Source organism: Polynucleobacter sp. 80A-SIGWE (assembly GCF_018882295.1).
In the GTDB taxonomy this organism is placed as follows: Bacteria; Pseudomonadota; Gammaproteobacteria; order Burkholderiales; family Burkholderiaceae; genus Polynucleobacter.
The window spans coordinates 210,086-223,639 of the sequence record NZ_JACVOR010000002.1 but is presented as its reverse complement, the minus strand read 5'-3'; the positions used below and the strand labels follow the sequence as shown (position 1 = coordinate 223,639).

The following is a 13,554-nucleotide window of genomic DNA, read 5'->3' as shown; positions in this document are numbered from 1 at the left end:
GTACTTACGCGGTTTCAGAACATAAAAAATCCCGCCTCATGTGCGGGATTTTTTATTGTTACAAATTTAAATAGAACAATTATGCGATCTTTGTCCAAGCAGTCTTACCGGCATACTTTTTAATTGCAGCCTCATCAAACTCAAATCCTAGTCCTGGAGTTTTGTGCAGGATCAAGTCACCATTCTTAAAAGTAAGTTGCTTATTGATCAATCTGCGGAAATTCAAGACCTGATCATCTAAGAAAAATTCTACGAAGCGGGCATTTGGTGTTGCTGCTACTAAAGGTGCATGCAGATCATGCATCCAATGCGGGCAAACAATCACACCTTTTAAATCGGCATAAGCAGAAATACGGCGCCACTCGGTAATGCCGCCACACACAGCTGCATCAGACTGCAAAATCGCCGCCCCGCCAGCATCGATAAGCTCTCTGAAACGCCAGCGGCCAGCCTCCATCTCACCAGTAGCAACGTTGATTTTGGTTTGGCGCGCTAGGGCTGCATGTAGATCAATGGCATCGGGTGAAAATGGCTCTTCAATCCAATAGGGGTTATAAGCCTCAAAGCGACGAATGTATTCCAGGGCAGTCGGTAGATCACGCCAAGCGTTATTGGCATCCAATGTCAGTAAAACATCCTCACCAACGGCCTTACGAGCAGCCTTAACACGCGCTTCTTCCTCTCTTGGGGATAGGCGCCCTACTTTCATTTTGACGGCCTTAAAGCCCTGTTTGACGTAGGACTCCATTTCCTTGCCTAACTTGGCAGGAGTTTTACCGTCTAAATAGTAGCCACCACTGGCATAAGCTGGGACACGATCGTCTACGACTGATCCCAAATAATGGTGAAGGGGTAACTTGGCAGCACGGGCATTTAAATCCCAGAGTGCCGTATCCAAAATCGAGATACCGCGCATGACTGCACCAGCACGCCCTTGCAAAATCGACTCGTTATACATATCCATCCACAGACCTTCACTGCGATGGCTATTTTGACCAATTAGTTTTGGGGCCAGCAATTGCTCTACCGCAATCTTGGCAATATCGCCACCAGCACTACCCACATAGCAAAAGCCAATACCCTCATTACCATCCTTGCCACGTACCTTGACTAGGCAATAGTGACGCTCTGAAACCGTCCGAGTGGAAAAAGAGGTAACTTTATCTAGAGGCACCGCTACTGCAGCAACTGATACTGACTCAATGATGGGCATAGGGACTCCTGTATTGAAAAAATTATTGTAGCCATAATTAGGAATGTATGACGACTCCCAAATAAGGAATAATGAGTCGCTTAAGAATTCGGAATCAGCTTCATCTACGATGATTTGGAGACATTATGAGCAAAGTTGTTGTCATGGGAACGGGCACTATGGGGGTGGGCATTGCAGCCAGCTTTCTGGCTTATGGCGCCAAAACAATTTTGTTAGGTAGGGATCTCAACAAAGCAGAGTTCAACCTTTCTAAGGTGGAGGCCTGCGCCGATACTATCAATCCCACATGGCGAGATAGTGGCTCCCAGCTAGTTGCTGGCAGCATTGCAGATTGGTCTGATTGGCAAAATACCGACCTTGTTATTGAAACCATCTCTGAGCGTCTTGATCTTAAAAAGGCGTTGTTTAAAGAACTTGATCAGCGCGTGCCGCCTAATATTCCGATTGGCAGCAACAGTTCAGGCTTTCCTATTAGCGATATTGCGCAAGGCCTCGCAACAGGCCATCGCATGTTCAACACCCACTACTTCATGCCAGCTCACATTGTTCCCTTAGTGGAAGTGGTGTTGGGTGAAAAATCTGATCCACAGATAGCTGAGCAAATTTGTAATCTGTATCGTAGCCATGGCAAAAAGCCAGTCTTGGTCAAGCGAGATATCCCAGGATTTTTAGCCAACCGAATTCAGCATGCCTTAATGCGCGAGGCACTTTCTTTGGTGCAAGAAGGAATCGCCTCGCCAGATGATATTGATACTGCAGTGCGCTATAGCTTTGGCTTTCGGTATGCTGCAGTTGGCCCAATGACTCAAAAAGAAATCTCTGGCTGGGAAGGCATGACACTAGCTGCAGAGGTAATCTACCCCTCTCTCTCAAATATCCAAGCACCGCCTGCCTGCGTTATGGATCTGGTCGATTCTGGAAAAACAGGCATTGCCAAAGGCGCAGGTTTTAAAGAGTGGTCACCGGAGGAAGCAGCTCAAATGAAGCAAGTCTATGAGACTCGTCTTAAGGCAGCCTTTGAAGTGCTAAAAATAGCACCTGAATTGAATTAAATCAGACTTATTGCGATACAACACACTTCAAAATGCCTCGATCTTCCACAACAATATTGGATAATTGCAGTGTGAAGAAAAATGTCTGCGCGCGGCCCCTCTTTTTAAAAGGGGCAATCAACATCATTGGATTTGCCTTAGTTGGCCTCATTCAACTGCCAGGGATTGAACTCGTCTCTAGCGCTCTAGCGCAAACCACAAGTCAAACCAGCAAGGCTCCGCAAGTTAAACAAAAGACCGTTACACAAATCAGCAAGCAAGCCGGACTTAAAGTTAAGCCAAGCTCACCAAATCAATCCTTCAAAAGCATGAGCCTGAACCCTGAGCTATTCAAGCGGATTGAGGGCGAGTACAGCAATGATGGTGGCTCGAATTTAGACTACCGCGTCCAACGTGGCTGCCTACGCCGCAGTTATAACGAAGAGAGTCTCCCAGCGAATCTAGGTCTTGATGATCGCAACTTCAATGATTTTTTTAAAGCACAAACCAAAGGCTTCTTTGATCGGATGCGTGGCAATTGCATTCCATATGCGCTGGCCCTAGGAAGTCGCAACCGCTTTGAATCACTCAGCATCATGAACGGCCCCATGCAGGACGCCAAGACAGAGATTTGGACTTTTACGCCGTCAGTGGCAGGTAGCTTCTTAATTCAACAAGACTATCTTAAAGATGAGTCGAAACGCTTTACAGAAATTCAGTTGCCATTACGCGATGTTTTATATGACCCCAAAAAAGTAGGCGACAAATTACCGGTAGAGCTGATTTGGGAATTGAACTCTGTCATCAAACAGATCTACCCCGAAGAAAGTAGTGCCCTAGAAAACACCAACAGCGTTGTGCGTTTGATAGTGGACTTCGGCGATAAAGAGCGTTGGGCGCAAATATGGGCTGCTGAAATTATTGATCCGGCTTCTGGTGAAGTATTTTCTAGTGCGTTTTGGGTTGAGAGAAGCGATATTCCCGGCGCCTTTTATACCGCCAGTGGCGAGTCTATCGAACGCACCTTTTGGACCAACCCCTTGAGTTATCGCCGCATATCCAGAGGTGTTGGAAGCGTAAGGGCATCTAGTAAGAAAGTTGCTTCATCTAAAAACACCAATGCAGCAGTAGCAGCGCCGAAGCAACGATATCGAACCCACATGGGGATTGATTACTCAGCACCGATCGGGACGCCAATCTTTAGTGTAGCGACCGGTAAGGTAGTGCATTTGGGCTATAGCGGCGCATTTGGCAATCTCATCATCCTTGAGCATCCTGGAAACTATCGTACCTACTATGCGCACTTAAGTAATTACAACGCTGAACTAGAGGTTGGTAACGAAGTGCGACGTGGTTTAGAGATCGGCTATGTTGGATCAACTGGACGCTCTACCGGCCCCCATCTTCACTTTGAATTAAGAAAAGATGGTATCTATGTTGACCCTTATGGCGCTAAAACTGAATTAGATTTATGGAATATGCGCGATAGCGATAGCGGATTACTTACTAGAGAAATTCTGTTGCTGGGTACACCCCCAAAAAGTTAGATAGTGTTTAAAAATTCAGAAATAAAAAAGGGGCCACTAGGCCCCTTAATTTTTTTAGTCTCGCGTATTAGCCGAGAACCAATACTGGCAACTTAGCATGCACAATCACTTCATGTGTTTCGCTGCCCAACAAAACACTCTTAATACCAGTGCGCTTATGTGAAGCCATCACGATCACATCTGCCTTGGCCTTCTTGGCACCCTCCAAAATACCCTCAGATAAATTACTATCTGCGATATGTAAGGTATTAACCTTAATGCCAGCGCCTAATGCAACGGTTGATTTTTTAAAGATATCCTTAGCAAACGCCTCACATACCTTCTTATGATCCTTTTGAGAAATGCCATAACCCATGGTGCTATCGGAATACACCATCGGCGGCATTGGATCGGAAACATAAACCAGTGTCACAGCCGCTTTATCTGCCTTAGCAAGCGCAGCAACCTTTTTTAAGGACTTTTTACTTACATCTGAACCATCAACCGGTACTAATAAGTGCTTGAACATATTGACTCCTGTTAAATTAAACCCTAATACCTTTCATTCCATCATAATCCTTATTATTGATCTATAAAAGCATAAAAGGGACACTGAATTGCTCAAGTACTTAGCGGTCTATTTTTCATTTTTACTGTCATTGGTCGTCATTGATTTAATTTGGCTTCTAGGTATTGCCAAGAACCTCTATCGCGACGACATGGGCTCGCTCATGGCTAGCGAACCTAAATTGCTGGCTGGGCTCGGTTTTTACCTTTTATATGCGCTTGGTGCATCCATTTTTGTCATCCTCCCAGCAATTTCTAAACAGTCTTGGATATATGCAGCGCAATATGGCGCCCTATTTGGTTTCTTTTGCTATATGACTTACGACTTAACCAACCTCGCAGTCATTCGTGACTTTCCTATTCGATTGGCATTTATTGATATCGCCTGGGGTTCCGCAGTGACAGCACTTTCCGCTACCGCTGCCTACTGGGTTGGTAGTCGCATAGCCTGAAGTTCTTTCCCCAATGAATTTCTTTCACCCGAAACTACTCGATTCTTTTAAAGGATATAGCGGGGCCCTGCTCAGTAAAGATATATTGGCGGGCATTACGGTTGGCGTAGTTGCGCTGCCATTGGCAATGGCATTTGCGATTGCCAGCGGACTTAAGCCTGAAGCAGGCCTCTTTACAGCAATCATTGCTGGTGGCCTGATTTCAATACTAGGCGGTAGTCGCGTTCAAATTGGTGGTCCAGCTGGCGCCTTCATAGTGATTGTGTACGGCATTGTTGAGCACTATGGCCTTGCAAATCTACTCTTAGCGACCGCTATGTCTGGAGTATTTTTATTTCTGATGGGGCTCTTTCGCCTTGGCACTTTAATTCGCTTTATTCCAGTCGCCGTCATTATTGGATTTACCAATGGCATTGCCGTACTAATTGGTCTATCTCAAGTGAAAGAATTTTTTGGCCTGCAAATTACCAAGATGCCTGCTGAATTTTTTCAGGCCATTCAAACTCTTTATGCAGCTGCAGACACGGTGAACCCTACCGCCCTCATGCTATCGATGGGGAGCCTTGCTCTGTTAATTTCTTGGCGGGCATTTCAAAAGCATCTCGGCTACCTAAGTCACATTCCAGGAACAGTCATTGCAATGGCTGTAGCTACCATAGTTACCGGAATATTTAATCTTCCTGTGGATACGATAGGTAGTCGCTTTGGTGGCATACCCTCAGGGCTACCTAGTTTTGAGTGGATCCCCATTAGTTGGGGTACCGCACAGTTTGTGATCGTACCGGCAATTACTCTCGCCCTCCTTGGTGCAATTGAATCGCTACTATGCGCACGGATTGCCGATGGACTCATCCACGATCGCCACGAGTCAAACCAAGAGCTTATGGCTCAAGGCATTGCCAATGTGGTTAGCCCATTTTTTGGCGGCATGCCAGCCACAGGAACAATTGCAAGAACAGTTACCAATATACAGAGCGGTGCAAGCACTCCGATTGCCGGAATCGTTCACTCGATCACATTACTCGTGATTATTTTGTTTGGCGCTCCATTGGCTAAAGATATCCCCTTGGCTAGCCTGGCCGCCATCCTCATGTTTGTTGCCTGGAATATGGGTGAGTGGAGAAAGTTTGCAGACCTTAAACAATTTCGTCTGCCTTATCGCCTAACCATGTTGAGCGTCTTTTTTCTGACAATTATTCTGGATCTCACAGTAGCAATACAGGTAGGCCTACTTTTAGCATTCATTACTTTCATCTATCGCATCTCAAGTCTTTCGCGCTATGAATCAGCAAGTGCTAGCGACTTTCCAGAACTGGAGCAACACCGAGGAAGTATTGCTGCGTTCAGAATTTACGGTGCCATCTTTTTTGGCGCAGTAAAAATTCTAGAACGCATCGAAAATGAATTGCCTTCAAAAGTGTTAGTGCTTGATCTCAAGAATGTAATCTACATCGATGTTTCCGGCATGGATGCCCTGCTTGAGCTTGAAGAGGTTTGCAAAAATCGCGGTATTAAGCTCATGATTTGTGGGTTGGCACACCAACCCTATGAGATGGCGGTACGTGGAGGCCTGTTGGAGCGACTCCCTGCTGATTGTATTTACCCAGATCTACATCACGGTATAGCGGCAGCCGCAAGTTAGAAGGCTAGCTAATACAGAAGCCGCCTTTTAACAAAGCTTCCGGTAAATACCAAGCGCGATAGAGGCCAAATAATCCTGCGGATATCAAAAGGCCAGCGGCAATATATCTCACCCAAATGTATTGCCCAAATTGAGTTAACACTGCCGAAAATTTAGAGATCAGTAAGAGGTTAGGCAAGGTGCCCAAACCAAATGCCAGCATCAGTGCGGCCCCTGTCAGGACATCACCCGATAAAAAAGCGAGAGGTAAAACGCTGTAAACCAAGCCACAAGGAACTAAGCCCCACACCATTCCGCTAAACCAACGAGATGAGCGGCCTGTAAAACTTCCTAAGTATTTAGCCCAATAAGTAGCCATACGTGCACCAAGCCACTTTCCGACTAATAAAGGGCTATTGGACCTTTGGCGCAAAAGACGCACGCCCATCAACAATAAAACCAGAGATGTAAAAGCAAATAAGGGGCGCTGAATCGGCACTATGTTTTGCTGCCAAAGAACTACCCCAACCCAAGCTGCGGCAGCGCCAAGCAACACATAAGTAGTTAAGCGTCCCAAGTGCATGATCAATTGCAGATAAAAGAGCTCAGACTTGCTTTGTAAAGGGATGTGAGCCACCCCCTGGATACTGCCTTGGCGCTCAATTGCTGCAGCGATACCGCCACACATTAAGGCACAGTGCCACCCGCTGACCAGAGCACCTAAAAATACGGCCAACAAAAGGCTGGAAGTCAGCATTTGGGTGTCCAGTAAGGTAGGGAAATATTAAAATTACGCATTATCCGAGTAGAATAAACTCATCTGATAACTTGATCCAATATGAATTACACCAGCTCTGATGCCCCAAGCAGCAAATGCTCAGTATGCGTACTGGGCCAGTTTTGCCTGCCAGTTGGCATTAGCTCAAGTGATATCGCCAAGATTGATACCCTCGTAAAAGAGCGGGTCCACTTACAAAAGGGTGAAAGCCTCTACCGTCACGGCGACCCACTCTCTGCGGTTTATAGCATTCGCTTTGGCACTCTCAAGACTGAGTATGGTCTTGAGGATGGTCGCCAACAAGTCATTGGCTTTCATCTTCCAGGCGAGATCTTAGGGCTTGATGGCATTGGTGAAGGCAGCTATCAATCCGAGGCAATCGCCCTTGAAGAGAGTGAAGTTTGCATTATTCGCTACGAAGCATTTGAAGATTTGGCACGCCAAATTCCAGTACTACAAAAGCAGTTCCATCGCATTCTGAGTCGCGAACTCACGCAAGACCAACGTCACCTACTCTCATTGGGTAGCCTGCGCGCAGAAGAGCGTTTAGCGGCCTTCTTGCTGAATCTATCCCAACGCCTAGCTGCTCGTGGATATCAAAATAATGAATTTGATTTACGCATGAGTCGCGTGGAAATTGGTAGTTACTTAGGCATTCAGATTGAAACTGTGAGCCGTATGCTTTCGCGCTTCGCGGAATCGGGACTAATTCAAATTAAACAACGTCACATCAAACTCATTGATATGGATGGGCTTTATGAATTAGCCAGCATCCCCAACCCAGACCGCGCCATTCAAATCAAGCCAATAAGCGCTTAAGCAATACCGCTTTAAATCAAGCTGCGATCCGAGCCCTTGTTTCCGTCTGCATCAATGCCAGGCAAGATATAGGCAGTCAAAGCGCTTGAGAATGAGCAAAAGATCCAGATAACAAAAAATCCGATGGTGTAAATACCTTCATCGGAAATGTTTGGGTGGTAGCCAAAAAATAATAGCTCAGCAGGATGCACAATGCTAAAGAGTAAACCTTCGGCCAAAATAGAAACCAAAAACGAGGGCCACATAATCCAGATGAATAGGCGGTACTTCATTTGCGATCCTGCTCTACCTTGAGCTGCTCAACTTTGAGCCCTCGCTTCACCACACCATCGCGAACCGGCTTATCCGAATATAGGTTTACTGCCAAATAAATAGTAATCACACAACCAATGGCAGCGACTGCTGGACCACTGATGAGTAGCCATGGCCAAAGCTGCTTAAACCACGGTTTATTTGATTCATGTTGTGACATTTTCATCCTCTCCATCTTTCGCTATACAGCTTAGCGGGGAACAATAAAACTTGATTTTTCATCGCGCGTCCTGGTGATCGTCTCATTACCAGACATCTCTTGGCCAATCACATCAAAATGAATTGGGTAATTACCAGGCTCATGCGCACCAACAGTAGTACTAACTTTAACCGGAATTAATAGATTGCTAGCTGGGCCTACTTCAATCTCAGTAACAACCTGTCCTTGCGAGTTTAGGATTTTTAAATCGTCTAAGCCAGTTGCCTTCACACGAACATTCATACTATTTTCAGAGGCATTCATGATCTGTATACGATAGATATTCTCAATGCGAACCCCGTCTACTTCCCGAGCTAATGCCCCACGATCTCGCATCACATCCACACGCAATGGATTTCGAGTAATCAAGGAAATGAGGAATGCGCTTGTAAGAACTGTGATGAAAGCCATGTAAATCAAAACACGTGGTCGCAAGATATGGCGAATTGCACTTTGATTCGTTTCTTTATCCTCAATAGCTCGCTCAGTCGTATACCGAATCAATCCTTTTGGATAATCCACCTTCTCCATCACTTGATCACAAGCATCAATACAAGCACCACAACCAATACACATATATTGGAGACCATCACGAATATCGATACCCGTTGGGCAAACTTGCACGCAAATACTGCAATCAACGCAATCCCCCAAACCCAGGGTGGCATGATCAGCAGACTTGCTACGGCTCCCGCGTGGTTCGCCACGAACCTTGTCGTAAGTAACCAGAAAAGTATCTTTATCCACCATGACGCTTTGGAAGCGAGCGTATGGACACATGTATTTACATACTTGCTCACGCATGAAACCAGCATTACCCCAAGTTGCAAAGCTATAAAAACACAACCAGAAGGTTTGCCAAGGGCCAAGCGATAAATGCAGAATGGCTGCAGCAAGGGTTTCAATTGGTGTGAAATAACCAATGAAAGTAAAGCCAGTCCAAAAGGCAATTAAGAGCCATAGGGCGTGCTTGGTAACTTTGAGACGCCACTTACGAATACTCCAAGGCCATTCTTCCCCATCCAAACGAATACGCGCGAATCGGTCACCCTCGACCTTACGCTCGATCCACATAAAGATTTCGGTATAGACCGTTTGTGGGCAGGCATAGCCACAAAATAAGCGGCCGGCAATTGCAGTAAATAAAAAGAGTGCTAAGGCGGAAAGAATTAACAAGAGTGTGAGATAAATCACATCCTGCGGCCAAAGTACAAGACCAAAGATATAAAACTTACGCTGTATTAAGTCAAAGAGTACAGCTTGACGGCCATTCCAACTAACCCAAGGAAGACCATAGAACAATAATTGCGTTGCAAATACCAAGATAAAACGCCAGCGGGCAAACAGCCCGCTCACAGATCGTGGGTAAATCTTTCGCCGGACCTCGTAAAGAGATTCCTCGATTACATCAATCGGAATAGGCTTCCCAACCGGCGAATTATCTGACACGGATTACTTGGCTGCAGCAGTTTTGTTGTTAGATAAACCCCAAACATAAGCAGTCAAGAGATGAATCTTCTCAGGACTCAAAACTTTATCTTGAGCAGGCATCATTGCCATGCGGCCCTTAGTCAAAGTCTCAATAATTGTTGCCTCTGATCCACCATATAACCAAGTTTTATCAGTCAGGTTAGGCGCACCCAAAGCAATATTGCCTTTACCATCCGCACCGTGACAAGCTACGCAATTGGCTTTAAACACTTCTGCACCACGAGCTGCTTTTGCTTCATCTACAGGTAAACCTGAAAGACTGCGCACATAGTTAGCCACATCCACAATCTGGTTGCTGTCTAACTGTGGGAACGGAGGCATTACACCCATACGTCCATTAATCAATGTTGTCTTGATATTTTCTGGGGATCCACCGTAGAGCCAGTCGCCGTCAGTTAAATTCGGGAAGCCTTTTGCACCACCTGCATCTGAGCCATGGCATTGAGCGCAAGAATTCAAGAACAAACGCTGACCCATTTCACGTGCTTTTGGATCTGCAGCAACTTGCTCAATATCCATCTTCACGTACTTAGCGTATACCGGCTTTAACTCATCATTCGCTTCTGTCATGGAGCTCATCAAAGCACCATCAGTGGAATAACCCACAACTCCAGGGAATGAACCTAAACCTGGGAACAAAACCAAGTAAACCAATCCAAAGATACAAGAGAGCAAGAACATCCACATCCACCAGCGTGGCAATGGATTATTGAGCTCGCGCAAATTGCCATCCCAAACATGACCCGTATCAGCTACGGCGCCATCGGCTGTGTGAACTACCTTAGCCTTGCGCTGAGAAAACAGAAGCCAGATACACCAAACAATACCGACTAATGAAACTAGCGCGATGTAGTTGCTCCAACCGTTATTAAAAAAGTCACTCATGATTTGTCCTTACTAAATTCATCTGGAAGATCAAATGGAAGTTCAGCTGATTCTTCATTGGCTGACTTTCTACTCGGAGACCAAGCCCACCAAACAATTCCAACAAAAAATAGGAGTCCTATGACTGTTGAAAATGCGGAGAGATAAGCTGTGATCTGTTCCATTTGATTTATATAGTTTTAAGTTAATAACTTTGGCGCTTATTTCGCTACAGCTTCATCAACAATGATGTAGCGACGATTTACACCCAAACCTTGAAGATAGGCAATCAACGCATCTTCCTCAGTCTTGCCTTCCAACTCTTTAGGAGCTTCTGCAATCATTTCATCGGTGTAAGGCACGCCTAAACGACGCATTGCAACCATATGAGACTGAATTGAAGATGCATCGGCAGCATTTTTTTGCAACCAAGGATATCCAGGCATATTGGACTCAGGAACCACATCACGCGGATTGCGGAGGTGAATGCGATGCCAATCATCAGAATAGCGTGCACCAACGCGAGCTAAATCAGGACCGGTACGCTTACTACCCCACAAGAATGGATGATCAAATACTGACTCACCAGCCAAGGAGTAAGGACCGTAACGCTCTACTTCAGAACGCAATGTGCGGATCTGTTGTGAATGACAACCAACACAACCTTCGCGCTGGTAAATGTCGCGACCAGCTAAACGCAAGGCTGTGTATGGCGCTACGCCAGGACTTGGTTCTGTTGTTGTGTGCTGAAAGAACAGCGGAACAATTTGCACCAAACCAGCAATAGAAACAACGATGATCGTAGCAATAATTAACCAACCAACGTTTTTCTCAAGCGTTCCGTGGGAAAAGAATTTATTTTCATTAGACATTTTTCTTCTCCTTAGTGAGTAGTTGCAGTTGTTTGTGGAATTGGGGCGTTCACGAATGTTTTACCAATCACTGTCTTGTAAACGTTGTATGCCATCAAGAACATGCCGCTTAAGTAACAGACGCCACCTAACAAACGAATCACATAGAAGGGGAATGTTGCTTTTACTGACTCAACGAAGCTGTAGGTCAAGGTTCCGTCTGGCTCGAAAGCTCTCCACATCAGACCTTGCATTACTCCGGCAATCCACATCGCAGCGATGTAAAGAACAACACCAATCGTAGCGATCCAGAAATGCACTTCAATTAAGCGCGTGCTGTACATATCTTTTTGCCCAACTAAACGTGGGATCAAATAGTACAAAGAGCCGATCGTAATCATGGCAACCCAACCAAGGGCGCCTGAGTGTACGTGTCCAATAGTCCAGTCGGTGTAATGCGACAAGCTATTCACAGTCTTAATAGACATCATTGAGCCTTCAAACGTAGACATACCGTAGAAAGACAATGCCACTACCAAGAATTTCAAGATTGGATCGGTGCGCAATTTAAACCAAGCACCAGACAAAGTCATGATGCCGTTGATCATGCCACCCCATGATGGAGCCAACAAAATAATTGAAAACACTGTTCCAAGTGACTGAGTCCAGTCAGGCAAAGAAGTATGTTGTAGATGGTGAGGGCCTGCCCACATATAGGTAAAGTTCAAAGCCCAGAAGTGGACGATAGACAAACGATATGAGTAGATTGGACGTTCTGCTTGCTTAGGAATGAAGTAGTACATCATGCCCAAGAAGCTGGTAGTCAAGAAGAAGCCAACTGCATTATGACCATACCACCACTGCACCATGGCATCTTGCACACCAGCGTATGCGGAATAGGATTTCCACAAACTTGCTGGCATTTCTAAGTTATTAAAAATATGCAGAATGGCAATCGTCAGGATGTATGCGCCAAAGAACCAATTGGAAACATAAATGTGTTTTGTTTTGCGCTTCATGATGGTGCCGAAGAACACCACTGCATAGGCAACCCAAACCAAGGTAATCAAAATATCAATCGGCCACTCAAGCTCTGCGTATTCCTTAGAGGTTGAAATGCCCAAAGGCAATGTCACCGCTGCCAACACAATTACAGCCTGCCAACCCCAGAAGGTAAATGCTGCTAGCTTGTCACAAAAGAGTCGTGCTTGGCAGGTACGCTGCACGATGTAATAGGACGTTGCAAACAACGCCGATCCACCGAAAGCAAAAATCACCGCATTGGTATGCAAAGGACGCAAGCGACCGTAACTTAGCCATGGAATATTAAAAGTGATATCAGGCCAAATGAGCTGCGCGGCAAGTACAACCCCCACGAGCATGCCCACAATTCCCCAAAGAACCGTAACGATGGCAAATTGGCTGACAACCTTGTAATTGAAGGTATCTTGATTGTTCCCCACGGTAAGTCCCATGGTTTCTCCTTTTTTTGTGACCAAACAGCGACATAATCCAAATAGACTGAAGCCATTATCAAAGTAAGCCTAAGGGGGTGTTTTGATCTATATCAAAAAGGATGCGTGCATTTACGCTTTTTACAACTCAATTGATTTCGCTATATTGGCTAAATACTTAAAAAATATAGCTATTTTTGTGAGTATTCACTAACATTTTTGGATTTGGGGGTATCATCATCCATCAAAATGGCCTCCGCTGGACCCTCTAAATCATCAAATTGCCCTGCCTTCACAGACCAATAGAAAATCCAGGCCAAAAGGCCAATTAAAAGCAAAGAAATGGGAATTAAGAGAAAAAGGCTTTCCATCCCTC

The 13,554-nt window shown here is 45.4% G+C and carries 16 protein-coding genes; 5 read left to right on the top strand and 11 right to left on the bottom strand.

Annotated features, from left to right (window positions below; translation table 11 throughout):
* Positions 1 to 79: 79 nt before the first annotated feature.
* Positions 80 to 1,213 carry a mandelate racemase/muconate lactonizing enzyme family protein gene (locus ICN25_RS05895; RefSeq protein ID WP_216180065.1) on the bottom strand — a complete coding sequence of 378 codons (1,134 nt, stop codon included), beginning with the start codon at positions 1,211 to 1,213 and terminating at the stop codon, positions 80 to 82.
* Between the two features lie 125 nt (positions 1,214 to 1,338).
* On the opposite strand from ICN25_RS05895, the gene ICN25_RS05890 reads away from it, so the two are divergent.
* Both ICN25_RS05890 and ICN25_RS05885 read left to right on the top strand, forming a co-directional pair.
* The gene (locus tag ICN25_RS05890; protein ID WP_216180062.1) at positions 1,339 to 2,265 is read left to right on the top strand and encodes a 3-hydroxyacyl-CoA dehydrogenase NAD-binding domain-containing protein; all 927 of its coding nucleotides are present in this window, start codon (positions 1,339 to 1,341) and stop codon (positions 2,263 to 2,265) included.
* A gap of 71 nt (positions 2,266 to 2,336) precedes the next feature.
* Complete coding sequence (locus tag ICN25_RS05885; RefSeq protein WP_370624704.1) at positions 2,337 to 3,791, top strand: M23 family metallopeptidase; 1,455 nt, start codon at positions 2,337 to 2,339, stop codon at positions 3,789 to 3,791.
* 67 nt (positions 3,792 to 3,858) lie between these two features.
* On the opposite strand, the gene ICN25_RS05880 is transcribed toward ICN25_RS05885, so the two are convergent.
* Positions 3,859 to 4,299, bottom strand: coding sequence for a universal stress protein (locus tag ICN25_RS05880; protein ID WP_216180056.1), 441 nt, complete (start codon positions 4,297 to 4,299; stop codon positions 3,859 to 3,861).
* A gap of 88 nt (positions 4,300 to 4,387) precedes the next feature.
* On the opposite strand from ICN25_RS05880, the gene ICN25_RS05875 reads away from it, so the two are divergent.
* Positions 4,388 to 4,789 (top strand): DUF2177 family protein, encoded by a 402-nt coding sequence (locus ICN25_RS05875; protein WP_216180053.1) that lies wholly within the window; start codon positions 4,388 to 4,390, stop codon positions 4,787 to 4,789.
* 13 nt (positions 4,790 to 4,802) lie between these two features.
* Positions 4,803 to 6,431 (top strand): SulP family inorganic anion transporter, encoded by a 1,629-nt coding sequence (locus ICN25_RS05870; protein ID WP_216180050.1) that lies wholly within the window; start codon positions 4,803 to 4,805, stop codon positions 6,429 to 6,431.
* Positions 6,432 to 6,435: 4 nt separating this feature from the next.
* Here ICN25_RS05870 and ICN25_RS05865 read toward each other — a convergent pair whose 3' ends face one another.
* Positions 6,436 to 7,167 (bottom strand): sulfite exporter TauE/SafE family protein, encoded by a 732-nt coding sequence (locus ICN25_RS05865; RefSeq protein ID WP_216180047.1) that lies wholly within the window; start codon positions 7,165 to 7,167, stop codon positions 6,436 to 6,438.
* Positions 7,168 to 7,248: 81 nt separating this feature from the next.
* Here ICN25_RS05865 and ICN25_RS05860 point away from each other — a divergent pair, with 81 nt between their 5' ends.
* Positions 7,249 to 8,007, top strand: coding sequence for a helix-turn-helix domain-containing protein (locus tag ICN25_RS05860; RefSeq protein ID WP_216180045.1), 759 nt, complete (start codon positions 7,249 to 7,251; stop codon positions 8,005 to 8,007).
* A gap of 11 nt (positions 8,008 to 8,018) precedes the next feature.
* On the opposite strand, the gene ICN25_RS05855 is transcribed toward ICN25_RS05860, so the two are convergent.
* The 8 genes from ICN25_RS05855 to ccoS form a co-directional block, all read right to left on the bottom strand.
* Positions 8,019 to 8,279 (bottom strand): hypothetical protein, encoded by a 261-nt coding sequence (locus ICN25_RS05855; RefSeq protein ID WP_216180043.1) that lies wholly within the window; start codon positions 8,277 to 8,279, stop codon positions 8,019 to 8,021.
* Positions 8,276 to 8,479, bottom strand: a complete 204-nt coding sequence (locus ICN25_RS05850) for a FixH family protein (protein WP_216180041.1) — start codon at positions 8,477 to 8,479, stop codon at positions 8,276 to 8,278. The genes ICN25_RS05855 and ICN25_RS05850 overlap by 4 nt, the downstream gene beginning before the upstream one ends.
* A 30-nt stretch (positions 8,480 to 8,509) precedes the next feature.
* A complete protein-coding gene (gene ccoG, locus ICN25_RS05845) occupies positions 8,510 to 9,967 on the bottom strand; it encodes a cytochrome c oxidase accessory protein CcoG (protein ID WP_216180039.1) in 1,458 nt (485 codons plus the stop codon).
* A gap of 3 nt (positions 9,968 to 9,970) precedes the next feature.
* Positions 9,971 to 10,894 carry a cytochrome-c oxidase, cbb3-type subunit III gene (gene ccoP, locus ICN25_RS05840; RefSeq protein ID WP_216180037.1) on the bottom strand — a complete coding sequence of 308 codons (924 nt, stop codon included), beginning with the start codon at positions 10,892 to 10,894 and terminating at the stop codon, positions 9,971 to 9,973.
* Positions 10,891 to 11,058 carry a cbb3-type cytochrome c oxidase subunit 3 gene (locus ICN25_RS05835; protein WP_216862885.1) on the bottom strand — a complete coding sequence of 56 codons (168 nt, stop codon included), beginning with the start codon at positions 11,056 to 11,058 and terminating at the stop codon, positions 10,891 to 10,893. Before ICN25_RS05835 ends, ccoP begins: the two co-directional genes overlap by 4 nt.
* A 36-nt stretch (positions 11,059 to 11,094) precedes the next feature.
* Positions 11,095 to 11,745: a cytochrome-c oxidase, cbb3-type subunit II gene (gene ccoO / locus ICN25_RS05830; protein WP_216180034.1), complete on the bottom strand. Its 651-nt coding sequence runs from the start codon at positions 11,743 to 11,745 to the stop codon at positions 11,095 to 11,097.
* Positions 11,746 to 11,756: 11 nt separating this feature from the next.
* Positions 11,757 to 13,199, bottom strand: a complete 1,443-nt coding sequence (ccoN, locus tag ICN25_RS05825) for a cytochrome-c oxidase, cbb3-type subunit I (RefSeq protein WP_216180032.1) — start codon at positions 13,197 to 13,199, stop codon at positions 11,757 to 11,759.
* A gap of 170 nt (positions 13,200 to 13,369) precedes the next feature.
* On the bottom strand, positions 13,370 to 13,549 hold the full coding sequence (ccoS, locus tag ICN25_RS05820) for a cbb3-type cytochrome oxidase assembly protein CcoS (protein ID WP_216180029.1): 180 nt from the start codon (positions 13,547 to 13,549) through the stop codon (positions 13,370 to 13,372).
* Between the last annotated feature and the right edge of the window lie 5 nt (positions 13,550 to 13,554).

What these genes read in the sequence shown, in the direction of transcription:
- ICN25_RS05895 (WP_216180065.1), bottom strand. Translation starts at nt 1,213, where the DNA reads ATGCCCATCATTGAGTCAGTATCAGTTGCTGCAGTAGCGGTGCCTCTA.
- ICN25_RS05890 (WP_216180062.1), top strand. Translation starts at nt 1,339, where the DNA reads ATGAGCAAAGTTGTTGTCATGGGAACGGGCACTATGGGGGTGGGCATT.
- ICN25_RS05880 (WP_216180056.1), bottom strand. Translation starts at nt 4,299, where the DNA reads ATGTTCAAGCACTTATTAGTACCGGTTGATGGTTCAGATGTAAGTAAA.
- ICN25_RS05870 (WP_216180050.1), top strand. Translation starts at nt 4,803, where the DNA reads ATGAATTTCTTTCACCCGAAACTACTCGATTCTTTTAAAGGATATAGC.
- ICN25_RS05865 (WP_216180047.1), bottom strand. Translation starts at nt 7,167, where the DNA reads ATGCTGACTTCCAGCCTTTTGTTGGCCGTATTTTTAGGTGCTCTGGTC.
- ICN25_RS05860 (WP_216180045.1), top strand. Translation starts at nt 7,249, where the DNA reads ATGAATTACACCAGCTCTGATGCCCCAAGCAGCAAATGCTCAGTATGC.
- ICN25_RS05855 (WP_216180043.1), bottom strand. Translation starts at nt 8,279, where the DNA reads ATGAAGTACCGCCTATTCATCTGGATTATGTGGCCCTCGTTTTTGGTT.
- ICN25_RS05850 (WP_216180041.1), bottom strand. Translation starts at nt 8,479, where the DNA reads ATGTCACAACATGAATCAAATAAACCGTGGTTTAAGCAGCTTTGGCCA.
- ccoP (WP_216180037.1), bottom strand. Translation starts at nt 10,894, where the DNA reads ATGAGTGACTTTTTTAATAACGGTTGGAGCAACTACATCGCGCTAGTT.
- ICN25_RS05835 (WP_216862885.1), bottom strand. Translation starts at nt 11,058, where the DNA reads ATGGAACAGATCACAGCTTATCTCTCCGCATTTTCAACAGTCATAGGA.
- ccoO (WP_216180034.1), bottom strand. Translation starts at nt 11,745, where the DNA reads ATGTCTAATGAAAATAAATTCTTTTCCCACGGAACGCTTGAGAAAAAC.
- ccoN (WP_216180032.1), bottom strand. Translation starts at nt 13,199, where the DNA reads ATGGGACTTACCGTGGGGAACAATCAAGATACCTTCAATTACAAGGTT.
- ccoS (WP_216180029.1), bottom strand. Translation starts at nt 13,549, where the DNA reads ATGGAAAGCCTTTTTCTCTTAATTCCCATTTCTTTGCTTTTAATTGGC.